Origin of the sequence: Enterobacter cloacae complex sp. P29RS (assembly GCF_014893445.1) — a bacterium.
In the GTDB taxonomy this organism is placed as follows: Bacteria; Pseudomonadota; Gammaproteobacteria; order Enterobacterales; family Enterobacteriaceae; genus Enterobacter; species Enterobacter intestinihominis.
In genome coordinates this window covers 54937-79738 of record NZ_JADBPZ010000012.1, presented here as the reverse complement: position 1 = coordinate 79738, position 24802 = coordinate 54937, and the positions used below count along the sequence as shown (strand labels likewise).

The 24802-nt window shown below is 56.1% G+C and carries 16 protein-coding genes; 15 read left to right on the top strand and 1 reads right to left on the bottom strand.

What is annotated here, in order from left to right:
• Positions 1-6: 6 nt before the first annotated feature.
• Positions 7-1551 (bottom strand): PTS transporter subunit EIIC, encoded by a 1545-nt coding sequence (locus IM282_RS11100; protein ID WP_038416508.1) that lies wholly within the window; start codon positions 1549-1551, stop codon positions 7-9.
• A gap of 286 nt (positions 1552-1837) precedes the next feature.
• On the opposite strand from IM282_RS11100, the gene IM282_RS11095 reads away from it, so the two are divergent.
• The 15 genes from IM282_RS11095 (at position 1838) to IM282_RS11025 (ending at position 24790) form a co-directional block, all read left to right on the top strand.
• Entirely contained in the window at positions 1838-6799 is a 4962-nt protein-coding gene (locus IM282_RS11095) for an alpha-2-macroglobulin (RefSeq protein ID WP_192970404.1), read from the top strand.
• A 1-nt stretch (position 6800) separates the two neighbouring features.
• Positions 6801-9128 (top strand): peptidoglycan glycosyltransferase PbpC, encoded by a 2328-nt coding sequence (gene pbpC / locus IM282_RS11090; RefSeq protein WP_192970403.1) that lies wholly within the window; start codon positions 6801-6803, stop codon positions 9126-9128.
• 88 nt (positions 9129-9216) lie between these two features.
• Positions 9217-11595: a DMSO/selenate family reductase complex A subunit gene (locus tag IM282_RS11085; protein ID WP_022649007.1), complete on the top strand. Its 2379-nt coding sequence runs from the start codon at positions 9217-9219 to the stop codon at positions 11593-11595.
• The gene (locus tag IM282_RS11080; protein ID WP_022649006.1) at positions 11592-12221 is read left to right on the top strand and encodes a DMSO/selenate family reductase complex B subunit; all 630 of its coding nucleotides are present in this window, start codon (positions 11592-11594) and stop codon (positions 12219-12221) included. Before IM282_RS11085 ends, IM282_RS11080 begins: the two co-directional genes overlap by 4 nt.
• Positions 12214-12993: a DmsC/YnfH family molybdoenzyme membrane anchor subunit gene (locus tag IM282_RS11075; RefSeq protein WP_022649005.1), complete on the top strand. Its 780-nt coding sequence runs from the start codon at positions 12214-12216 to the stop codon at positions 12991-12993. Before IM282_RS11080 ends, IM282_RS11075 begins: the two co-directional genes overlap by 8 nt.
• Entirely contained in the window at positions 12993-13868 is an 876-nt protein-coding gene (locus IM282_RS11070) for a 4Fe-4S binding protein (protein WP_063216251.1), read from the top strand. The genes IM282_RS11075 and IM282_RS11070 overlap by 1 nt, the downstream gene beginning before the upstream one ends.
• A gap of 124 nt (positions 13869-13992) precedes the next feature.
• Positions 13993-14424 carry a nucleoside-diphosphate kinase gene (ndk, locus tag IM282_RS11065; protein ID WP_003860625.1) on the top strand — a complete coding sequence of 144 codons (432 nt, stop codon included), beginning with the start codon at positions 13993-13995 and terminating at the stop codon, positions 14422-14424.
• 147 nt (positions 14425-14571) lie between these two features.
• Positions 14572-15738 carry a bifunctional tRNA (adenosine(37)-C2)-methyltransferase TrmG/ribosomal RNA large subunit methyltransferase RlmN gene (locus IM282_RS11060; protein ID WP_003860623.1) on the top strand — a complete coding sequence of 389 codons (1167 nt, stop codon included), beginning with the start codon at positions 14572-14574 and terminating at the stop codon, positions 15736-15738.
• A 291-nt stretch (positions 15739-16029) separates the two neighbouring features.
• Positions 16030-17040 carry a cytoskeleton protein RodZ gene (gene rodZ, locus IM282_RS11055; RefSeq protein WP_192970402.1) on the top strand — a complete coding sequence of 337 codons (1011 nt, stop codon included), beginning with the start codon at positions 16030-16032 and terminating at the stop codon, positions 17038-17040.
• A gap of 26 nt (positions 17041-17066) precedes the next feature.
• Positions 17067-18185: a flavodoxin-dependent (E)-4-hydroxy-3-methylbut-2-enyl-diphosphate synthase gene (ispG, locus tag IM282_RS11050; protein ID WP_003860619.1), complete on the top strand. Its 1119-nt coding sequence runs from the start codon at positions 17067-17069 to the stop codon at positions 18183-18185.
• An 81-nt stretch (positions 18186-18266) separates the two neighbouring features.
• Positions 18267-19541 carry a histidine--tRNA ligase gene (gene hisS / locus IM282_RS11045; protein ID WP_022649001.1) on the top strand — a complete coding sequence of 425 codons (1275 nt, stop codon included), beginning with the start codon at positions 18267-18269 and terminating at the stop codon, positions 19539-19541.
• A gap of 13 nt (positions 19542-19554) precedes the next feature.
• Positions 19555-20175, top strand: coding sequence for a YfgM family protein (locus IM282_RS11040; protein ID WP_032622338.1), 621 nt, complete (start codon positions 19555-19557; stop codon positions 20173-20175).
• 10 nt (positions 20176-20185) lie between these two features.
• Positions 20186-21364 carry an outer membrane protein assembly factor BamB gene (gene bamB, locus IM282_RS11035; protein WP_022648999.1) on the top strand — a complete coding sequence of 393 codons (1179 nt, stop codon included), beginning with the start codon at positions 20186-20188 and terminating at the stop codon, positions 21362-21364.
• A 112-nt stretch (positions 21365-21476) separates the two neighbouring features.
• A complete protein-coding gene (gene der, locus IM282_RS11030) occupies positions 21477-22949 on the top strand; it encodes a ribosome biogenesis GTPase Der (protein WP_022648998.1) in 1473 nt (490 codons plus the stop codon).
• 299 nt (positions 22950-23248) lie between these two features.
• Positions 23249-24790 (top strand): peptide MFS transporter, encoded by a 1542-nt coding sequence (locus IM282_RS11025; protein WP_023306697.1) that lies wholly within the window; start codon positions 23249-23251, stop codon positions 24788-24790.
• Positions 24791-24802: the final 12 nt, after the last annotated feature.

The window sequence follows — 24802 nt, the reverse complement described above, 5'->3', positions numbered from 1 at the left end:
CTCCTTTCAGAGAAACGTCTCAACGGCTTCTCGCATTTTTTTGACATGCAGCCCGTAGACCACCTGAACGTTGTTACCTTGTTTGATAATCCCTTTCGCGCCGGTCGCTTTCAGGCGCGGTTCGTCGATGATGGCGACGTCCTTCACCGTGACGCGTAAGCGGGTGTAGCAGTTATCAACCACCTGAATGTTTTCCCGACCGCCCAGACCGACGACGATCGATTCCCCCAGCCCGTCGTTATTTCCCTTCGCCTGGTATTCCTGTTTGCTGTAGAGGCGCGTCTCCCGATCGTCATCTTCACGACCGGGCGTTTTCATGTTGAAACGCAGGATCAGGAAGCGGAACACCACGAAATAAAGGGCGAACATGATCAGCCCGACCACGATGTACATGGGCCAGTTGGACTTTTCCGTGCCGAGCGGCAGGTTGTAGAGGATAAAATCGATAATTCCGTTGGCGCCGATGGCGTGAACGCCAAACAGGGTGAACAGCATCATGCCAATGCCGGTCAGCACCGCATGCACCACGAACAACAGCGGGGCGACAAACAGGAAAGAGAACTCGATCGGCTCGGTTACGCCGACCAGCAGCGAGGTCAGCGCCGCCGGGATCAGAATGGCTTTCGCAATCGCTTTACGCTCTGGCTTCGCGGTCATGTACATCGCCAGCGCGGCGGCGGGAAGGCCGAACATCTTGCTGATGCCGCGAGCATCCCACACCACGGTGCTGCTGAGCTGCTTCACGTCCGGGCAGGCCATCTCGGCGAAGTAGATATTGCGCGCGCCCTGGTAAGCCGTACCGCACACCTCCTGCGTACCGCCCAGTTCGGTATACAGGAACGGCGTATAGACCAGATGATGCAGGCCCGTCGGCACCAGAATGCGTTCAAGGAAACCGTAGATCGCCACCCCAAACGGACCGGACCCTTTGATCGCCAGCGCCAGGGCGCTTATTCCATGCTGTGCGTACGGCCAGAGTTCGCTCATGACCACGCCGAGCAGCATAGAGACTGGCAACATCACAATCGCGACAAAGCAGTGGCCGGAGTATATCGCCATCGCGCCGTTAAATTGGACACCGGAATATTTGTTGTACAGATAACCGGAGAGCGCCCCGGTCAGGATCCCGGCGAAAACGCCCATCTCCAGCACCTGGACGCCCAGTACCATGCTTTGTCCGGCGGCTTTCATCTGCTCTGCAGGGGCCAGTTCTCCCTGAAGCTGTAACGTCACGTTCATCGCGTTAATGAATACGATAAAGGTCACCAGCCCAATCAGCGCCGCGTAGCCTTTGTCTCGGGTTGCCAGGCCAATGGGGATCCCGACGGCAAACACCAGCGCCAGGTTGACCAGCACCGACACGGCAGATTTGGCGATCAGCTGGCCGACACTCTGGATCAGCGGATGGCCGAGAAACGGCAGGTACTCGGCCAGATTGCCGTTACCCAGCACATTCCCAAAGGCGATAAACAGACCGACGATAGGTAAGATAAGTACAGGTCCGTAAAGTGATTTTCCGAAATTTTGTAGGGCGTTCACGGCTCGTTTCATGGCTTTCTCTCTTATTGAACCGCGCACTCGGGGTGCGTCATGGTCATAAAACTAGCAGGCATGATGCGAGCTTATCCAGCTATCTTCTTGTTTTAAAAACAAATGACGCGAAAGGTAACATGTTACGTTACGCTGTGTGATCGCGGTTCCACCCTCGCATGCGAGTACGATGCCATTCTGCGAGGCGCTTTCCAGATTATAAAATTGGACTTTTTGTATTAACGAAACTTGCGGATAATACTTATCCGGACGACGACCAACAGGCCCCTCAGGCCAGGGACATAGGATGAAACCGTTTCGCTTAGCTGCGATCTCTCTCGCGCTGCTCACCACCTTTACGCTTGCCGGCTGTGATAACAGTGATGACAAACCTCAGGCCGCAGCCCCCGCAGCCCCCGCAGCGTCTACTACATCAGCACAGAAAACCCCGGTAAAACCGGATCCTGAAAAGCTGGCTAAGCTGGCCGCGCAGAGTCAGGGTAAGGCGTTGACGCTGCTGGATGCCTCTGAAGTGCAACTCGACGGTGCTGCGACACTGGTTCTGACCTTCTCTGTACCGCTGGATCCCAGCCAGGATTTTGCGAAAACGGTGCATGTGGTGGATAAAAAAAGTGGCAAAGTGGACGGCGCCTGGGAACTGGCCCCCAATCTGAAAGAGCTGCGCCTGCGCCATCTGGAGCCGAATCGTAATCTGGTCGTCACCGTCGAGCGTAATTTGCTGGCGCTGAACAAAGCGACATTCGGCATTGACTATGAAAAAGCGATCACCACCCGGGATGTTGAACCGACGGTCGGATTCGCCAGCCGCGGATCGCTGCTGCCGGGTAAAGTGGTGGAAGGGTTGCCGGTGATGGCGCTCAACGTCAACAATGTGGACGTGAACTTCTACCGCGTTAAGCCGGAGTCGCTGGCCTCGTTTGTCAGCCAGTGGGAGTACCGTAACTCGCTGACCAACTGGGAATCTGACAACCTGCTGAAGATGGCGGAACTGGTCTACACCGGCCGTTTCGACCTCAACCCGGCGCGCAACACGCGTGAAAAACTGCTCCTGCCGCTCAAAGATATTAAGCCGCTCCAGCAGTCTGGCGTCTATATCGCCGTGATGAATCAGGCTGGTCACTATAACTACAGTAACGCCGCGACGCTCTTTACCTTAAGTGATATTGGGCTGTCCGCTCACCGTTATCATAACCGCCTGGACATCTTCACCCAGAGTCTTGAAAACGGTGCGGCGCAGTCAGGCGTGACCATTACCCTTCTGAACGATAAAGGACAGACCCTGGCCGAGGCGAACAGCGACGCCGATGGTCATGCGAAACTGGAAACCGATAAAGAAGCCGCGCTGATCCTGGCCAGTAAAGATGGCCAGACCACGCTTCTTGACCTCAAACTTCCGGCGCTGGATCTGGCGGAGTTTGATATCGCCGGTAACCCGGGTTACAGCAAACAGTTCTTTATGTTTGGCCCGCGCGATCTCTATCGTCCGGGTGAAACGGTGATCCTTAACGGCCTGCTTCGCGACAGCGATGGCAAACCGCTTCCCGAGCAGCCGGTAAAACTTGACGTGCTGCGTCCGGACGGCCAGGTAGCGCGTACGGTCGTTGTGCAACCTGAGAACGGCCTTTATCGCTTCAACTATTCGCTTGATAGCGGCGCCCAGACCGGCATGTGGCATATTCGCGCGAATACGGGGGATAACCAGCAGCGCATGTGGGATTTCCACGTCGAAGATTTTATGCCTGAGCGTATGGCGCTGAATCTGACCGGGCAAAAAACGCCGATTTCCCCGCAGGAGGATGTGGACTTTATCGTTGTGGGCTATTACCTGTATGGCGCGCCGGCTAACGGTAATTCTCTGCAAGGCCAGCTTTTCCTGCGTCCGCTACGTGACGCGGTGCCTGCACTGCCTGGCTTCCAGTTCGGTGATATTGCCGAGGAGAACCTGAGCCGCAGCCTGGATGAAGTGCAGCTTACGCTGGACGAACAGGGGCGCGGACAGGTTACCACCGAAAGCCAGTGGAAAGAGGTGCACTCGCCGCTGCAACTGATTTTGCAGGCCAGCCTGCTGGAATCAGGCGGGCGTCCGGTAACGCGACGCGCCGAGCAGGCTATCTGGCCTGCGGCTGAACTTCCGGGGATCCGCCCACAGTTCGCCAGCAAGGCCGTGTACGACTACCGCACCGATACCACCGTCAACCAGCCGATTGTCGACGAGAACGGCAACGCCAGCTTTGACATCGTCTATGCCGATGCCAGCGGGGCGAAAAAAGCGGTATCTGGTCTGCAGGTGCGTCTGGTCCGTGAGCGTCGCGACTACTTCTGGAACTGGTCCGAGAGCGAGGGCTGGCAGTCTCAGTTTGATCAAAAAGATCTGGTTGAGGGCGAGCAGGAACTTAACCTCAAGGCCGATGAAACCGGTAAAGTCACCTTCCCGGTGGAGTGGGGCTCATACCGTCTGGAAGTGAAAGCCCCTGATAGCATGGTCAGCAGCGTGCGCTTCTGGGCGGGGTACAGCTGGCAGGATAACAGCGATGGCACGGGTGCTGCACGCCCGGATCGTGTGACGCTGAAACTGGACAAGCCATCCTATCAGCCAGGCGATACCATCAACCTGCATATTGCAGCGCCGGCCGCAGGCAAGGGCTATGCAATGATCGAATCCAGCGAAGGGCCACTGTGGTGGAAAGAGATCGACGTACCGGTTAACGGTCTGGATCTCGCCATTCCGGTGGATAAGGCCTGGAAACGTCACGATCTCTACCTCAGCACGCTGGTGGTTCGTCCTGGCGATAAATCTAAGTCCGCCACGCCAAAACGCGCGGTTGGTCTGCTGCATCTGCCAATGGGGGACGAAAATCGTCGCCTGAGCATCGCACTTGATAACCCACAAAAAATGCGTCCGAACCAGACGCTTTCTGTGAAAGTGAAAGCCAGCGTAAAAGAGGGGGCTGTGCCACAGAAGGTGAACGTGCTGGTCTCGGCTGTTGATAGCGGCGTGCTGAACATTACCGACTACGTCACGCCGGATCCGTGGGAAGCTTTCTTCGGTCAGAAGCGCTATGGCGCGGACATCTATGATGTTTACGGCCAGGTGATTGAAGGTCAGGGACGTTTGGCCGCACTGCGCTTTGGCGGAGACGGCGATGAACTGAAACGCGGCGGTAAGCCACCGGTGAACCATGTCACCATTATTGCTCAGCAGGCGCAGCCGGTTAGGCTTGATGCCAACGGTGAAGGCACCATCACGCTGCCGATTGGCGATTTTAACGGCGAACTGCGTCTGATGGCGCAGGCCTGGACGGAAGATGATTTCGGCAGCAGCGAAAGCAAAATCATTGTGGCGGCTCCGATTATCACCGAGCTTAACACGCCGCGATTCCTCGCAAGTGGCGATACCTCTCGCCTGACGCTGGACCTGACCAACCTTACTGACCAGCCGCAAACGCTGAACATTGCGTTAACCGCAACCGGTAAGGTGTCGCTCGAAGGTGCTCAGCCAGAGCCGGTTAAGCTGCCGCCTGGCGCTCGTAGCACTCTGTTTATTCCGGTGCGCGCGCTGGAAGGCTATGGCGATGGTGAAGTAACTGCTCAGGTGACGGGGCTTCAGCTCCCTGGTGAGACGTTTGCGCCGCAGCATAAGAGCTGGAAAATTGGGGTACGCCCCGCATTCCCGGCGCAAACGGTGAATACGGGCACGATGCTGAACCCTGGCGAATCCTGGAGCGCGCCAGCACAGCATATCGACGGTTTCTCGCCTGCCACGCTACAGGGACAGCTGTTGCTCAGCGGTAAACCACCTTTGAACCTGGCGCGCTACATTCGTGAACTTCAGGCCTATCCATACGGATGTCTTGAGCAGACCACCAGCGGCCTGTTCCCGTCCCTCTACACCAACGCGGCACAGCTTACGGCGTTGGGCATTAAAGGCGACACCGACGATAAACGCCGTGCGGCCATTGATATCGGCATCTCCCGTCTGCTGCAAATGCAGCGTGACGATGGCGGTTTTGCCTTGTGGGATAAAAACGGCCCGGAAGAGTACTGGCTGACCGCCTATGTTACGGACTTCCTGGTGCGGGCAGGGGAGCAGGGTTACAGCGTGCCTGCCGAGGCGGTGAATAACGCCAACAGCCGACTGCTGCGCTATTTACAGGATCCGGGGATGATGTCCATCCGCTACAGCGACGACACCCAGGCCAGCAAATTTGCTGTCCAGGCGTATGCTTCGCTGGTGCTGGCTCGTCAGCAAAAAGCGCCGCTCGGTGCACTGCGTGAAATCTGGGAGCGTCACGCTCAGGCCGCTTCCGGGCTTCCGTTGATGCAGCTGGGCATGGCACTCAAACTGATGGGGGATACACCGCGCAGCCAGCAGGCGCTGGATCTGGCTCTCAAAACTCCCCGTAACGATAGCCGAAACTGGATGGCGGATTACGGCAGCCAGCTGCGTGATAATGCCCTGATGCTCTTCCTGCTGGAAGAGAACAAGCTGCTGCCGGATGCGCAAAACAGGCTGTTGAACGCGTTATCTGAAGACGCGTTCAGCCAGCGCTGGCTGTCAACCCAGGAGAGCAATGCGCTGTTCCTGGCTGGACGTTCACTGCAAACCTTGTCAGGCGCGTGGCAGGCAACGACCACCCTCTCTGAACAGACCCAGAGCAGTGATAAAGCGCAGGTAGAAAACCTGAACGGCGACCAGCCTGGTGCCTTGCAGGTGACGAATACCGGCACGACGCCGCTGTGGGTACGACTGGACACTACTGGCTATCCGGAGTATGCGCCCCAGCCATCTTCTCACGTCTTGCAGATTGAACGTCATATCCTGGCGACAGACGGCAGCAGCAAGTCGCTCTCTTCACTTAAGAGCGGTGAGCTGGTTCTGGTGTGGCTGGAAGTGAAGGCCAGCCAGAACGTACCGGATGCGCTGGTGGTGGATCTGCTCCCGGCAGGTCTGGAGCTGGAAAACCAGAATCTGGCGAGCAGCAGCGCCAGCTTGCAGGACAGCGGCAGTGAAGTGCAAAACCTGCTGAATCAGATGCAACAGTCTGATATTCAGCACATGGAATTCCGGGACGATCGCTTTGTGGCCGCCGTGCCGGTCAATGAAGGTCAGCCGGTCACGCTGGTTTACCTGGCCCGTGCCGTTACGCCGGGAACCTATCAGGTGCCTGTTCCGATGGTCGAGTCCATGTACGTTCCGCAGTGGCGGGCAACGGGGTCGGCCAGTGGCCCGCTGATCGTTGTTCCGTAAGATGCGGATAGCACGCCTGATTCGCTCCCGCTGGCTGTGGCTTGCGGGAGCGCTTCTCTTTTCAGGGGGGCTGATTGTCGCCGCTGACCGCGTGTGGCCGTTGCCCCTGAAAGAGGTCAACCCTGCGCGAGTGGTCGTGGATGAGCAGGGTGTTCCGTTGTGGCGTTTTGCCGACAGCGAAGGCATCTGGCGCTATCCGGTTACCATTGAAGAGGTTTCCCCACGCTATCTTGAGGCGCTGATCCAGTATGAAGATCGCTGGTTCTGGGATCACCCTGGCGTCAATCCGCTTTCTGTACTGCGTGCCGCCTGGCAGGATCTCACCGCCGGGAGAGTGGTTTCTGGCGGGAGCACGCTTACCATGCAGGTGGCACGCCTGCTGGATCCGCATCCGCGTACCTTTGGCGGTAAAATTCGTCAGCTGTGGCGGGCGATGCAGCTGGAGTGGCATCTCTCCAAGCGTGAAATCCTGACGCTGTATCTCAACCGTGCCCCGTTTGGCGGCACGTTGCAGGGCGTGGGCGCGGCAAGCTGGACTTATCTTGGCAAACCGCCGTCTCAGCTGAGCTATTCCGACGCGGCGCTGCTGGCTGTACTGCCACAGGCACCCAGCCGTCTGCGCCCCGACCGCTGGCCGGAACGTGCCGAAGCGGCGCGGAACAAAGTGCTCGACCGCATGCTGACTCAGGGCGTCTGGTCTGAGAAGCAGGTGAAAGAGTCCCGTGAAGAGCCGGTCTGGCTGGCCCCCCGGCAGATGCCGCAGCTGGCGCCGCTCTTTTCCCGCATGATGTTGAGTAAAAGCCGCGACACAAAAATAGTCACCACGCTGGATGCAGCTTTGCAACGACAGCTTGAAGAGCTGGCAATGAACTGGAAATCGCGCCTGCCTGCCCGCAGTTCACTGGCGATGATCGTCGTGGATCATACATCCATGAAAGTGCGTGGCTGGGTAGGCTCGGTAGATATCAATGATGGCAGTCGCTTTAGTCACGTGGATATGGTCAATGCGATCCGATCGCCGGGATCGGTCCTCAAGCCATTCATCTATGGCATGGCGCTGGACGATGGCCTGATCCATCCCGCTTCGTTATTACAGGATGTTCCAAGAAAAACGGGGGATTATCGCCCCGGCAACTTTGACAGCGGTTTTCATGGGCCGGTCAGCATGAGCGAAGCCCTGGTGCGTTCCCTCAACCTGCCTGCGGTGCAGGTGCTGGAAGCGTACGGCCCAAAACGTTTTGCAGGCATGCTGAGCAACGCGGGATTACCGCTCATACTCCCCGCGGGTGCGCAGCCCAACCTCTCCCTGATCCTGGGGGGCGCAGGGGCACGCCTGGCTGATATCGCTGCCGCCTACAGTGCCTTTGCGCGGCAGGGGCAGGCGGGCCGGTTGCGTTTACAGCCGGGCGATCCGCTGATCGAACGTCCGCTGCTGTCGCAGGGGGCGGCGTGGATCATTCGTCGCATTCTCGCCAGTGAAGCACAGCCCCTGCCGGACAGTGCGCTGCCCCAGGTTGCGCCGCTGGCGTGGAAAACGGGCACCAGTTACGGCTACCGGGATGCCTGGGCCATCGGGCTGAACGCCCGGTATGTCATTGGAATCTGGACCGGACGTCCGGACGGCACGCCCGTTGCCGGGCAGTTTGGTTTCGCCAGCGCAGTTCCGCTCCTGAATCAGGTCAATAACATGCTTCAGTCCCGCTCGATGGTGGATGAAGCCCGTCTGCCGCGCGATCCGCGTCCTGCAAGCGTAGGACGGGGCGTGATTTGCTGGCCGGGGGGCCAGTCCCTGCCTGAAGGGAACGAAAACTGTCGGCGTCGGCTGTCAACCTGGCTGCTGGAAGGCAGTGAACCGCCTACGCTGCTGCTGCCGGAACAGGAAGGTATTCGCGGGATCCGTTTCCCGGTCTGGCTGGATAAAGAAGGCAAACGCGTCGCAGCGGATTGTCCTGATGCGACAGAAAAAGTGCTGGATGTCTGGCCGCTGCCGCTGGAGCCCTGGCTGCCTGCTGCCGAAAAACGGGCTGCTCGTCTCCCCGCCCGTTCAGCGGTTTGCCCTCCGCTGGATAACCATAATGCGGCGCCGCTGATGTTGTCAGGCGTCAGAGAAGGGGCGGTAATTAAACGTCTTCCGGGTGAGAAAAACATGACCCTGTTCGTTTCAACCAGCGGCGGGGAGGGGCAACGATGGTGGTTTTTGAATGGCGAACCGCTGGACGGACATCAGAAGAATTATTCACTGCAATTATATTTGTCGGGTAAATATCAGTTAGTTGTATTAGATGAAACAGGACAAACGGCGACGGTCAATTTTGAGTTAGATCGCTAAGTGTTACTCCTCAAGAGTTAGCTTGATAATTATCAATATCCGTTCCTGAAAAAAAACGAGAATGCGTTTTTATTTTAAGGAACGAGCAATGGAAAAAAATAAACATCAGGGAGAGGGGACTATTCCCGCCATATCCCGGCGTCAGTTTATTCAGGCAGGATCGGCGCTCGCCGCTCTGCCTTTTGTCGTCAAAACCGGCAAAGTACAGGCACAGGGCGCGGCGGTTTCAGACACTACGCCTGAAGAAAAAGTGGTGCAAACCTGTAGTACGTTTGACTGCGGCGGCAAGTGTGATATTCGTGCTCACGTCAGTGAGGGCGTTGTGACCCGAATTTCTACGCGTCCGGATAACGCGTTGGATCCGCAAATGCCCGTAATGCGCGCCTGCGTGCGTGGCCGGGCTTATCGGAAATTTGTTTACCATCCCGATCGGCTGAAATACCCAATGAAACGTGTAGGGAAACGTGGCGAAGGAAAATTCGAGCGTATTACCTGGGATGAAGCCACCACCCTTATTGCGAATCAATTAAAAACTATTACGCAAAAATACGGTGCGGCTTCACGCTATGTTCATGTGGGCACCGCTGTGTCCGGCGGGACTTTTTCCGGCGATAAAATGGTTCGTCGTCTGCTCAACTTAACCGGCGGCTATCTCGAAAGCTATCACTCTGTCAGTATGGGTAACACGGCGGCAGCAACGCCGTATACCTATGGCACCGCTGCCAGCGGCAGCTCTCTTGACACGCTGCTGGACACCAAACTGGTCATCCTCTGGGGACATAACCCGACGGAAACGATCTTTGGTCACAGCAACCACTTCTACCAGAAGATGAAGCAAAACGGCACTCGCTTTATTGTTGTCGACCCTCGCTATTCCGATACGGTTTCCTCCCTGGCCGATCAGTGGATCCCGCTGCTTCCCACCACGGACAACGCCCTGATGGACGCGATGATGTATGTGATCGTCACGGAGAACCTGCACGATCGCGACTTTATTCAGCGCTACACCCTGGGCTTTGACGAAGACACTATGCCAGAAGGCGTTCCGGCCAATGAATCCCTGATGGCTTACCTTAGCGGCGCAAAAGATGGCGTGGCGAAAACGCCCGAGTGGGCAGAGAAAATCACCCACGTGCCTGCACAAACAATTCGGCAACTGGCGCGCGACTACGCAACCACCAAACCCGCTGCGCTGATCCAGGGCTGGGGACCGCAGCGTCATAACTGCGGCGAGCGCACCGCGCGCGGCTCGACGTTGCTGGCTACGCTCACGGGTAACGTCGGGGTGAAAGGCGGTTGGGCAGCGGGCTATGGCGGCTGCGCAAACCGGAAATTTGCCGCCGGACCAGAAATGCCGGACAACCCGGTCAAAGCCAAAATATCGGTGATGAACTGGGTGCAGGCCGCCGACGATGCCTCTCAGGTCACCGCGGACGTCGGCCTGAAGGATGCCGAAAAGCTGGACAGCAATATCCGCATCCTGTTCTCGCTGGCGGGAAATTATCTGGCTAACCAGAACCCGGATCTTCATCAGGCAACCCGTGTCCTGGAAGACGAGTCGAAAATTGAGTTTATCGTCGCAAGCGATCTGTTTATGACGCCGAGCGCCCGATACGCCGACCTTCTTTTGCCGGAAACCAGCTTTATGGAACGCTGGAATATCGGCGAAACCTGGGGCACGGCAAGCTATCTGATCCTGTCAGAAAAGCTCATTGAACCTGAATTTGAACGCCGTTCAGACTACGACTGGCTGCGGGAGGTCGCCGCTAAGCTTGGCGTCGAACCCGCGTTCAGTGAAGGGCGTGACGAAAAAGCGTGGATTGAGCACATCTGGGAGCAGACGCGTCTTTCCATGCCTGACGAAAACCTGCCGGACTTCGCGACGCTACAGAAGACGCGTCAGCACCTTTTCAAAAGCGCGCCGTTCGTCGCCTTTGAAGACAACATTCGCGATCCGCAGAATCATCCGTTCCCGACGCCGTCCGGAAAAATTGAGATCTTCTCGAAGCGTCTGTACGACATGCATCACCCGGAAATTCCGGCGCTGTCGCACTACGTGCCTGCCCATGAAGGGCCGGAAGACGCGCTGGCGAAACGCTTCCCGCTCCAGCTGATTACCTGGAAAGGAAAAAACCGCGCTAACTCCACCCAGTACGCCAACCCGTGGTTAATTGAGGCGCAGCAGCAAAAGCTGTGGATCAACCCGCAGGATGCGCAAAAACGCGGCATTGCGCAGGGAGATACCGTGCGTATTCATAACGCGCGCGGCATTTGCGAGATCCCGGCGGAGGTCACGCCGCGCATCATTCCAGGCGTTGTGGCCATGCAGGCGGGTGCCTGGTGGCAGCCGGACGAGCAGGGTATTGATAAGGGCGGCTGCGCGAACGTGCTCAGTTCCGCACGTATTACCGCGCTTGCGAAAGGGAATTCCCATCAAACCATGCTGGTGGAGGTAGCTAAAGCATGAGTCAGTTTAAACATTACGCACCGGTAAGCGACAAACAGCTGGGTTTTTATATCGACTCTTCTCGCTGCTCGGGCTGCAAAGCATGTCAGGTAGCGTGCAAAGATAAAAACAACCTTGAGGTCGGACGTCGTTTCCGTCGCGTGTACGAAGTTAATGGCGGGAGCTTTATCCCGACCGGGCAGGGCGGCGTCAGCAATAACGTTTTTGCCTACACGCTCTCTATCTCCTGTAACCACTGTGCCGACCCAATCTGCACTAAAAACTGTCCGACCACCGCGATGCATAAGCGTCCGGGGGACGGTATTGTGCGCGTAGATACTGATAAGTGCGTCGGCTGCGGCTACTGCGCGTGGTCATGCCCTTACGGCGCGCCACAGCTCAACGAGCAGACCGGGCAGATGTCCAAATGTGATTTCTGCGTGGATCTACAGGCGAAGGGGGAACAGCCTGTCTGTGTGGCAACCTGTCCTCTCGAAGCGATTAAATTCGGGCCGATTGATGAACTGCGGGCGAAGTATGGTGCGGTCTGTGATGTGAAAGGCTTGCCTGATTCCTCCATCACCAAACCGAACCTGGTGATCAAAGCGCATCAGGGCGCAGAGAAAGAGGGGAAACGTCATGCATGAGTTACCGCTGCTGATTTTTACGCTGTTCCTGCAAGGATCGGTTGGCGTTACGCTGTGGCTGGCCTTCGGAAGCACGCAACGCAGCGCGCTGCTGCCGGCTGCCGGAGCGTTTGTGCTGGCCAGCCTCGGTCTGCTCGCCTCCGCGTTGCACATGGGTTATCCACTTAATGCGTTCAACGCGCTGCGTCACGTATCCAGCTCCTGGCTGAGCCGTGAGATTATCTTTGCCAGTCTTTATCTTGCGGCACTTGGCCTCGCAACGCTGCTGATGTTTGTCAAAAAACCAGGCTGGAAGCCGCTGTTGGTTGTGGCAGGTCTTGTCGGGCTGGTGGATGTGTTCTGCATGGCGCAGATCTACATGCATGCATCCGTGGTGACGTGGCATCACATTAATACCCTGGTGCTGTTTATCGGTTCGGTGGGAATTATCGGTTCAGCCTGCATGGCCGTTGGGGCACGTTCCCAGACTCGCGTGCGAACGGCGATTGTCATTATCACGCTGCTGGTGATTGCACGTCTGGTGATGCAGCCCGTCTGGCTGGCAGATATTACGGCTATGGACAACACCGTTGTGACGTTCCCACACGCACCGTTACAAATGCTGGAGCAACTGCGAACCGTGCATCTGCTGAGCTGGTGCGTTTCCGTTGCGGGTATGCTGTGCTTTGCTGCGGGCGGCTTAAAAGCGGCGCGAGGCACAATGCTGTTGGGCAGCGCCTTGCTGATTGTGGGTGAGCTGATGCTGCGCTTTGTTTTCTTCAGTATTGGCTGATGGGCGGATTAACCTTTGCCCCGGCGATGGACGTGACGCATGCGTGCGTCCGTCGTCGTTTTCGCCACTCTTCCTGCTGCGCCTGCGCGGACGTCTGTCCTGTGCAGGCTTTTTCTTTTACCGACACCGGCGTCTCGGTTGATGACAGCCGCTGTATTGAATGCGGTGACTGCCTGTTTGTCTGCCCCGCTGAAGCCATCACCGGCATCACGCCGCGAAAACGTTTTCTGTGTGGCGATACGCTTGTTGGGCCTTTTACTGACCGTGCGCCAGGGGTGAATGAGCTTCTGCTGTGGCACGCGCAGCACCACGTTCGTTTTATCAGTATCGACGCGGAGCAGAATCCTGACTGGTTGCTGGCGATTGCCCGGCTGAATCTGGCGCTTCGTCGACGTGGTGAAGCAGCGTGGGCGTTTAAACATATACCCGTCAACGAGGTAAATACCGCCCGGCGTGCGCTGATGCACGTTCCCCGTGAGGATGTCCGGGTCTGTTGCGTCGTGCCCGGTCAGCGTGAGCTGCGCAGGGCGTTTTCTGCGTTTAGCGAGGCAGAGATAACTCTCGATACCGAATCCTGCGTACTCTGCGGCGCGTGCTGGCGGAGTTGTACGGAAAACGCGATTCGGTTTGAGAACGCTGAACTGGTCGTGGAAACCGGACGCTGTACGGGGTGTGGCGGCTGCGAAGCGGTATGCCAGCATGCGGCGATAAACGTGACGCAAACAGACGGGACAGCGAAAAGCGTGACCATACCGGCATATGAAGCCGTTTGTTTGACGTGCCACCGTCATTTCTGGTCATTTAGTTCTGATGAAAAGCAGTGTCCGCTCTGTTTTCACCATCAGTACGGCATGCGAAATACGAGCTGTTGCTAATCTTCGTCTCATTTTAAAAAAATGTTATGCATAACCATAGGCAATGGCGCTATTGCTCTTTATAATCCGCGCCACACCATACTCAGGTATGCAAAAACAACAGAACATTTTACAGAGGTTATCAATGGCTATTGAACGTACTTTTTCCATCATCAAACCAAACGCGGTGGCAAAAAACGTTATTGGCAGCATCTTCGCTCGCTTTGAATCAGCAGGGTTTAAGATCGTTGGCACCAAAATGCTGCACCTGACCGTTGAACAGGCTCGCGGTTTCTACGCTGAGCACGAAGGTCGCCCATTCTTTGACGGTCTGGTCGAGTTCATGACTTCTGGCCCAATCGTGGTATCCGTACTGGAAGGCGAAAACGCGGTACAGCGTCACCGCGATCTGCTGGGTGCAACCAACCCGGACAACGCGCTGGCAGGTACTCTGCGCGCTGACTACGCAGACAGCTTCACCGAGAACGGCACTCACGGTTCCGACTCTGTTGAATCTGCTGCGCGCGAAATCGCGTTCTTCTTTGCAGAAGGCGAAGTGTGCCCGCGCACTCGCTAATAATTTCGTAAATGCCGCGTGCAAACGTGGCATCCCTGCGCCAGACTTTGTACAATGCAACGCCCCGGACGAGCAGACTGCTTACCGGGGCGTTTCTTTTCAACCCACCAAGGGCCACAACGTGTAACAACGAGGCCGGAAAAAATTATGTCTGAATTAGTGAATACCTCCGAAGTCGCCATTCCTGCGGTTCCCAATAAAAATGGAAAAATTAACCTGCTGGACCTGAACCGTCAGCAGATGCGCGAGTTCTTTAAAGAGATGGGCGAGAAGCCGTTTCGTGCCGATCAGGTCATGAAATGGATGTACCACTATTGCAGCGACAACTTTGATGACATGACGGACATCAACAAAGTGCTGCGCAATAAGCTTAAAGAAGTGGCGGAAATCCGCGCACCGGAAGTGGTGGAAGAGCAGCGCTCTTCAGATGGCACTATCAAGTGGGCCATTGCCGTTGGCGATCAGCGTGTTGAAACCGTGTATATCCCGGAAGACGATCGCGCCACGCTGTGCGTCTCTTCTCAGGTGGGCTGTGCGCTGGAGTGCAAATTCTGCTCTACGGCGCAGCAGGGCTTTAACCGTAACCTGCGCGTATCGGAAATTATCGGCCAGGTCTGGCGTGCTGCGAAAATCGTGGGTGCAGCGAAAGTCACCGGTACACGTCCAATCACCAACGTGGTGATGATGGGGATGGGTGAACCGCTGCTCAACCTGACCAACGTCGTTCCGGCGATGGAAATTATGCTCGACGATTTCGGTTTTGGTCTGTCCAAGCGCCGCGTTACGCTCTCTACTTCCGGCGTGGTGCCTGCGCTGGACAAACTGGGCGATATGATTGACGTTGCGCTGGCCATCTCCCTTCACGCGCCAAACGACGCCATCCGTGACGAAATTGTGCCGATCAACAAAAAGTACAATATCGAAACTTTCCTGGCTGGCGTGCGCCGTTACCTGGAGAAATCCAATGCTAACCAGGGCCGCGTGACCATTGAATACGTGATGCTGGATCATGTTAACGACGGTACCGAGCATGCACATGAGCTGGCTGAACTGCTGAAAGATACGCCATGTAAGATCAACCTGATCCCATGGAACCCGTTCCCGGGCGCGCCGTATGGCCGTAGCTCGAACAGCCGTATCGATCGCTTCTCAAAAGTGCTGATGGAGTATGGTTTCACCACCATCGTACGTAAAACGCGTGGCGATGATATCGACGCAGCCTGTGGTCAGCTGGCGGGTGACGTTATTGACCGTACCAAACGTACGCTGCGTAAGCGCATGCAGGGTGAGTCAATCGCGGTCAAAACCGTTTGATTATTATGCAGACACGGCGCGTTTTTTGCGCCGTGAAGCATTAATTTACTGAATATTCAGTCACAATCCTTATGACTGATTAATAATTACGGTGCGTTTCATACGACTTTCGGGCAGTATGTAACGACGTAACAACAGTTTAGCGTGAAGGCCTGCCAGCGCTGTCATCTGCGGCCCGACAGTCTTATACTGTTTGTTCCAGGTTAACTGACCTAAAGTTTCGCGGTGCGGGTGGCATTGTGACTCACCGGCACCTGAACCCTTATTTTCACGTACCAGTAGTTGTAGCGAATGAATACTGAAGCCACTCACGATCAAAATGCAGCACTCTCCACTGGCGTTCGTCTTCGCAACGCCCGTGAACAACTCGGACTCAGCCAGCAAGCCGTTGCAGAACGCCTGTGCCTGAAGGTTTCCACCGTTCGCGACATTGAAGAAGATAAGGCACCCGCCGATCTGGCTTCAACGTTTCTGCGCGGTTATATCCGTTCTTACGCCAAACTGGTTCATATTCCTGAAGACGAATTACTGCCGATGATGGAGAAGCAGGCGCCTGTGCGTGCGGCAAAAGTTGCGCCGATGCAGAGCTTCTCTCTGGGCAAACGTCGTAAAAAACGCGATGGCTGGCTGATGAGCTTTACCTGGCTGGTCCTGTTCGTGGTTGTCGGCCTGACGGGCGCATGGTGGTGGCAAAACCACAAAGCGCAACAGGAAGAGATCACCACCATGGCCGATCAGTCCTCCGCTGAGCTTAATCAGTCTGGTACTAACGGCGCGCAAAGCGTGCCGCTGAGCACCGAAGGGGCTGCGACCTCCAGCGAACCTCAGGCGACAGCAACCAGCACGCCTGCAACCGAGCCAGCGGCGACGCCAGAATCGACGGCGAATACCGCACCGGCTACCCAGGCCCAGGATCAGAACGCGGTCGTATCACCTTCTCAGGCCAATGTTGATACCGCCCCTGCGGCAACGGCACCGGCAGATAACACCGCGGCGTCACTGCCAACTGACCCGGCGGGTACGGCGGCACCTGCCGTTGACCCGAATGCGCTGGTGATGAATTTCACGGCTGATTGCTGGCTGGAAGTGACTGACGCGACAGGTAAAAAGCTGTTCAGCGGCCTGCAACGTAAAGATGGCACGTTAAATCTAACGGGCCAGGCACCATACAAGCTTAAAATCGGCGCACCGGCAGCGGTACAGATCCAGTATCAAGGAAAACCTGTCGATCTGAGCCGCTTTATCAGAACTAACCAGGTTGCGCGTCTTACCGTTAATGCCGAACAATCAGCAGCACAGTAACAGACGGGCAATGCGGGAGATTTTACATGCATAACCAGGCTCCTATTCAACGTAGAAAATCGAAACGGATTTACGTTGGGAACGTGCCAATCGGCGATGGGGCGCCTATCGCCGTCCAGTCGATGACCAATACGCGTACTACGGATGTAGAAGCGACGGTTAATCAAATCAAAGCATTAGAACGCGTCGGCGCGGACATTGTTCGCGTCTCAGTGCCGACCATGGACGCCGCTGAGGCGTTCAAACTGATCAAGCAGCAGGTGAGCGTTCCGCTGGTTGCCGATATTCACTTCGATTACCGTATCGCGCTGAAAGTCGCTGAATACGGTGTCGATTGTCTGCGTATTAACCCAGGCAACATCGGCAACGAAGAGCGCATTCGCATGGTGGTTGACTGCGCCCGCGACAAAAACATTCCAATCCGTATCGGCGTAAACGCTGGCTCTCTGGAAAAAGATCTCCAGGAAAAGTACGGTGAGCCGACGCCGCAGGCGCTGCTCGAATCCGCCATGCGTCACGTCGATCATCTGGATCGCCTTAACTTCGATCAGTTCAAAGTGAGCGTGAAAGCGTCTGACGTTTTCCTGGCCGTTGAATCGTATCGTCTGCTGGCAAAACAGATCGATCAGCCGCTGCACCTTGGCATCACCGAGGCGGGTGGGCTGCGCAGCGGTTCGGTAAAATCGGCAATTGGTCTCGGCCTGCTGCTCTCTGAAGGCATCGGTGACACGTTACGCGTCTCCCTGGCCGCCGATCCGGTGGAAGAGATCAAAGTCGGTTTCGACATCCTGAAATCACTGCGTATCCGCGCGCGTGGGATCAACTTCATCGCCTGCCCAACCTGTTCACGTCAGGAGTTTGACGTGATCGGCACCGTCAATGCCCTGGAGCAGAGACTGGAAGACATTATCACCCCGATGGACGTTTCCATCATCGGCTGCGTGGTGAACGGTCCGGGTGAAGCGCTGGTGTCCACGCTGGGCGTTACCGGCGGTAACAAGAAAAGTGGTCTCTATGAAGATGGCGTTCGTAAAGATCGTCTGGATAATAGTGATATGATCGACCAGCTTGAAGCCCGCATTCGCGCAAAAGCGACGATGATGGACGAAGCGCAGCGCATCAGCGTTCAGCAGGTTGAAAAATAACGTGATGGGAAGCAGGCTGCTTCCCATGTATGATTGAACCCATTCTTTGGGTTCTTTTTTGTATATAGAAAGAGAATAAACGTGGCAAAAAACATTCAAGCCATCCGCGGCATGAACGATTATCTGCCTGGCGAAACCGCCATCTGGCAGCGCATTGAAGGCACACTGAAGCAGGTGCTCGGCAGCTACGGTTACAGCGAAATTCGTTTGCCGATTGTAGAGCAGACCCCGTTATTCAAACGCGCGATCGGCGAAGTAACCGACGTGGTTGAAAAAGAGATGTATACCTTTGAGGACCGCAACGGCGACAGCCTGACCCTGCGTCCTGAGGGGACGGCGGGTTGCGTACGCGCCGGCATCGAACATGGTCTCCTGTACAATCAGGAGCAGCGCCTGTGGTATATCGGCCCGATGTTCCGCCACGAACGTCCGCAAAAAGGCCGCTACCGTCAGTTCAACCAACTTGGCGTGGAGGTGTTTGGTCTGCAAGGACCAGATATCGATGCCGAACTGATTATGCTGACTGCCCGCTGGTGGCGTGCGCTCGGTATTTCTGAGCACGTTTCCCTGGAGCTGAACTCTATCGGTTCTCTGGAAGCGCGTGCGAACTATCGCGATGCGCTGGTGGCGTTCCTGGAACAACACAAAGAGAAGCTCGACGAAGACTGTAAACGTCGTATGTACAGCAACCCGCTGCGCGTACTCGATTCCAAAAATCCTGACGTACAGGCGCTGCTGAACGATGCGCCAGCGCTGGGTGACTACCTGGATGAGGATTCCCGCGAACACTTTGCTGGCCTGTGCAAGCTGCTTGAAGCGGCGGGCATTGCTTATACCGTTAACCAGCGTCTGGTGCGCGGTCTGGACTACTACAACCGCACCGTATTTGAGTGGGTCACCACCAGCCTCGGTTCGCAGGGCACCGTCTGTGCTGGCGGTCGTTATGACGGACTGGTCGAGCAACTGGGTGGTCGCGCAGCACCGGCTGTAGGCTTCGCGATGGGCCTTGAGCGACTTGTTTTGCTGGTTCAGGCAGTTAATCCGGAATTTAAAGCCGATCCTGTTGTCGATATATACCTGGTGGCCTCAGGTGCGGATACGCAGTCTGCGGCGATGCAGCTTGCCGAACGCGTGCGCGATGCGCTGCCGGACGTAAAGCTGATGACCAACCACGGCGGCGGCAACTTTAAAAAACAGTTTGCTCGTGCCGATAAGTGGGGCGCAAGTATTGCACTGGTGCTGGGTGAGTCCGAAGTGGCCAACGGCGAAGTGGTGGTTAAAGACCTGCGCTCTGGTGAGCAAACTACGGTAACGCAGGATGGCGTTGCGGCGCACTTGCGCACTCTATTGGGCTAAGGAGAAGGACTGCGTGGAAATGTACGAGAACGAACACGACCAGGTTGATGCGGTTAAACGCTTCTTTGCTGAAAACGGCAAGGCACTGGTTGTAGGGGTTATTTTAGGTGTTGGTGCGCTGGTTGGCTGGCGTTACTGGAACAATCATCAGGCTGACTCTGCTCGCGGTTCATCCCTGAACTACGAAAATACCGTTAGCGCAATCCGTGCCGATCAGCCGCAAACGCTGACGGCTGCGGAGAAATTTGCCGCTGACAACAAAAACACCTACGGTGCGCTGGCTGCGCTGGAAGTGGCTCAGCAGTATGTTGATAAAAACGAACTGGATAAAGCCGCTGCGCAACTGTCTCAGGGGCTTGCTGCTGCCAGTGACGAAAATCTGAAAGCGGTGATCAATCTGCGCCTGGCACGTATTCAGGTTCAGCAGAAAAAAGCCGACGACGCGCTGAAAACGCTTGATACCATCAAAGGTGATGGCTTTGCCGCTATTGTCGCCGATCTTCGCGGTGAAGCACTGCTGAGTAAGGGTGATAAAGCGGGCGCGCGTAAAGCGTGGCAAGCTGGCGTGGATAGTAAAGCTTCACCTGCGCTGAGCGAAATGATGCAGATGAAAATAAATAATTTGTCCGTCTGAGAGGGACCCAATGCAATTGCGTAAATTACTTCTGCCAGGACTGCTTTCTGTTACGTTATTGAGTGGTTGTTCACTGTTCAGTGGCGAAGAAGACGTTGTCAAAATGTCCCCGCTGCCGACGGTTGAAAACCAGTTCACTCCGTCCACCGCCTGGGACACCTCCGTGGGTGATGGTATTGGCGATTTTTATTCCAACCTGCACCCGGCATTTGCTGACGGCGTGGTCTATGCGGCCGATCGCAAAGGCACCGTTAAAGCGCTGAACGCTGATGACGGAAAGGAAGTGTGGTCCATTAACCTGGCGGAAAAAGACGGCTGGTTCTCCCGTAAACCTGCGCTGCTTTCTGGCGGCCTGACCGTTGCTGGCGGTCACGTGTATGTGGGCAGCGAAAAAGCGCAGGTTTACGCGCTGAATGCCAGCGACGGTTCGGTTGCATGGCAGACCAGCGTTGCCGGTGAATCCTTGTCACGTCCGGTTGTCAGCGACGGCCTGGTGTTGATCCATACCAGCAACGGCCAGTTGCAGGCGCTGAACGAAGCCGATGGTCTGGTAAAATGGACGGTTAACCTGGATATGCCAGCGCTGTCTCTGCGTGGTGAATCTGCTCCGGCGACTGCATTTGGCGCCGCCATTGTGGGTGGTGACAACGGTCGTGTCAGCGCAGTACTGATGCAGCAGGGTCAGATGATCTGGCAGCAGCGTATTTCCCAGGCGACCGGTTCAACTGAAATCGACCGTCTGAGTGACGTGGACACCACGCCGGTCATCGTTGACGGTGTGGTTTACGCGCTGGCGTATAACGGCAACCTGACGGCGCTGGACCTGCGTAGCGGCCAGATCATGTGGAAACGTGAGCTGGGTTCCGTGAACGATTTCATTGTCGACGGCAACCGTATTTATATGGTGGATCAGAACGACCGTCTGCTGGCGCTGAGCACCGAAGGTGGCGTGACGCTGTGGACGCAGAGCGATCTGCTGCACCGTCTGCTGACCGCACCGGCACTGTATAACGGCAGCCTGGTGGTGGGCGACAGCGAAGGCTATATGCACTGGATCGATCCAGAGAATGGCCGCTTCGTGGCGCAGCAGAAAGTGGACGGCTCGGGCTTCCTGACCGACCCGGTTGTGGCTGACGGCAAACTGCTGATTCAGGCAAAAGACGGCACGCTGTACGCGATCACGCGTTAATTACACGGCGGTTGTAGTATACTAAACGGCTCCTGTTCACTCAGGAGCCGTTTTGACATTTTTAAAAACGCTGCGAAAGCGACGTTATTTTGAATTTTATGAGGCTTCAAACATGGTACCTGTGGTCGCGCTTGTCGGGCGCCCTAACGTTGGAAAATCCACTCTTTTTAACCGTTTAACACGCACCCGTGATGCGCTGGTTGCGGATTTCCCGGGGCTGACGCGTGACCGTAAGTACGGTCGTGCAGAGGTGGAAGGACGCGAGTTCATCTGTATCGATACCGGGGGTATTGACGGTACGGAAGACGGCGTAGAAACCCGCATGGCAGAGCAATCTCTGCTGGCTATCGAAGAAGCGGATGTGGTTCTGTTTATGGTGGATGCGCGCGCTGGCCTGATGCCCGCGGACTCCGCTATCGCTAAACATCTGCGTTCACGCGAAAAGCCAACCTTCCTGGTGGCGAACAAAACTGACGGTATCGATGCCGATCAGGCCGTTGCGGATTTCTGGTCTTTAGGCCTTGGCGATATTTATCCAATTGCGGCCTCGCATGGCCGTGGCGTCACCAGCCTGCTGGAAACCGTTCTGCTGCCGTGGGTTGATGAAGTAAACCCGCCGGAAGAGGTGGACGAAGACGCCGAATACTGGGCACAGTTTGAAGCCGGAGAGGAAGGCGAGGAAGAGCCGGAAGATGACTTCAACCCGCAGGATCTGCCGATTAAGCTGGCTATCGTTGGTCGCCCAAACGTAGGTAAGTCTACGCTTACTAACCGTATTCTGGGCGAAGAGCGCGTGGTGGTTTACGACATGCCAGGCACAACGCGCGACAGCATTTACATTCCAATGCAGCGCGATGAACGTGAGTACGTACTTATCGACACTGCAGGGGTGCGTAAGCGCGGGAAAATCACCGATGTAGTGGAAAAATTCTCGGTGATCAAAACCCTTCAGGCGATTGAAGACGCCAACGTGGTGCTGCTGGTTATTGACGCACGTGAAGGTATCTCCGATCAGGATCTCTCTCTGCTCGGCTTTATCCTTAATAGTGGGCGCTCACTGGTTATCGTCGTCAACAAGTGGGATGGCCTGAGCAATGAAGTACGCGAACAGGTGAAAGAGACGCTGGACTTCCGTCTGGGCTTTATCGACTTTGCCCGCGTTCACTTCATCTCTGCCCTGCACGGCAGCGGCGTAGGCAACCTGTTCGAATCCGTTCGTGAAGCCTATGACAGCTCTACCCGCCGCCAGAGCACGGCGATGCTGACCCGTATCATGAACATGGCTGCTGAAGACCACCAACCGCCGCTGGTGCGTGGCCGTCGCGTGAAGCTGAAATATGCCCACGCCGGGGGGTATAACCCGCCTATCGTGGTGATCCACGGTAACCAGGTGAAAGACCTGCCGGACTCCTACAAACGCTACCTGATGAACTACTTCCGTAAGTCGCTGGACGTGATGGGTACGCCTATCCGTATTCAGTTCAAGGAAGGGGAAAACCCGTTTGCGAATAAACGTAATACCCTGACGCCGAACCAGATGCGTAAGCGTAAGCGTTTGATTAAGCACATTAAGAAAAGCAAATAATTCTTACCGAACTCACTAAAACCCGCGCCTGTCGCGGGTTTTTTTCGCTCATTCAAAAGGTCTGCCTTCCCTGTGTGATGTCAATCACTATTCGCTTTTAACCATGTTTATATCTAAGAAAGTAGACAATCGTCGAATTTTCATCTTAAAGTCCAGGGTTCGGTACTAGACAAAACTAGCGCCTGGTTATCAAATGGTTAACCAACATTTCGCCGCATGTAAAAAATCGATCGGATACGTAACCGTTCGGCGTACATGCTGGTGTTTACAAGCACGACACATACCTTTTCGGGAGAATTATGCAATCCTCTGTTAATCAAAAAGAGAGCCGAACCTTCTTCGGCCATCCTTATCCGCTCGGTTCGCTGTTCTTCACCGAGATGTGGGAGCGTTTCTCGTTTTACGGTATTCGCCCGCTATTGATCCTGTTTATGGCCGCCACCGTGTATGACGGCGGAATGGGCCTGGCGCGTGAAAACGCCTCGGCGATTGTCGGCATCTTCGCGGGCACCATGTACCTCGCCGCACTGCCGGGCGGCTGGCTGGCGGATAACTGGCTCGGCCAGCAGCGGGCCGTCTGGTACGGTTCGATTTTGATTGCACTTGGGCACCTGTCGATTGCCCTGTCGGCCATTATGGGCGACAACCTGTTCTTCATCGGCCTGATGTTCATCGTGCTCGGCTCCGGCCTGTTCAAGACCTGTATCTCGGTCATGGTCGGTACCCTCTACAAAAAGGGCGATGCGCGTCGTGACGGCGGTTTCTCGCTGTTCTATATGGGCATCAACATGGGCTCGTTCATTGCTCCTCTGATTTCCGGCTGGCTGATTAAAACCCACGGCTGGCACTGGGGCTTTGGTATCGGCGGTATCGGGATGTTGGTCGCCCTGATTATCTTCCGCGTGTTTGCCGTTCCGGCCATGAAGCGCTACGACAGCGAAGTCGGTCTGGACTCCACCTGGAACAGTCCAGTAGTGAAACGTAACGGCGTGGGTGCCTGGCTGCTGGCGCTGGCTGTGGGTGTTGCAATCATCGTCACGTTGATTGCCCAGGGCGTGATTGTGATTAATCCGGTCGCGGTGGCCAGCGTGCTGGTATATGTGATTGCCGCCTCCGTCGCGCTCTACTTCATCTACCTGTTCATCTTCGCCGGGCTGAATCGCAAAGAGCGCGCAAGGCTGCTGGTATGCTTTATTCTGCTGGTCTCCGCCGCGTTCTTCTGGTCCGCGTTCGAGCAGAAGCCAACCTCCTTCAACCTGTTCGCCAACGACTACACTAACCGCATGATCGGTGATTTTGAGATCCCGGCGGTGTGGTTCCAGTCGATTAATGCCCTGTTCATCATTCTGCTGGCACCGGTATTTAGCTGGGCATGGCCGAAGCTGGCGAGCAATAATATTCGCCCGAGCAGTATCACCAAGTTCGTGATCGGTATTTTGTGCGCGGCGGCGGGCTTCGGCCTGATGATGCTGGCGGCACAGAACGTGCTGAGCAACGGTGGAGCAGGGGTTTCTCCGTTCTGGCTGGTGGGCAGTATCCTGATGCTGACGCTCGGGGAACTGTGCCTGAGTCCGATTGGTCTGGCAACCATGACCCTGCTGGCGCCGGAAAGAATGCGCGGTCAGATGATGGGCCTGTGGTTCTGCGCCAGTGCGCTGGGTAACCTGGCTGCGGGCCTGATTGGTGGTCACGTGAAGGCCGACCAGCTGGATATGCTGCCAGACCTCTTTGCCCGTTGCTCCATCGCGCTGTTGATTTGTGCTGCGGTGCTGATCGTCCTCATTGTTCCGGTGCGTCGCATGCTGGAAAATGTGCAGACAAAACCGGCTACCGAAGCCTGATACTATTCAGCC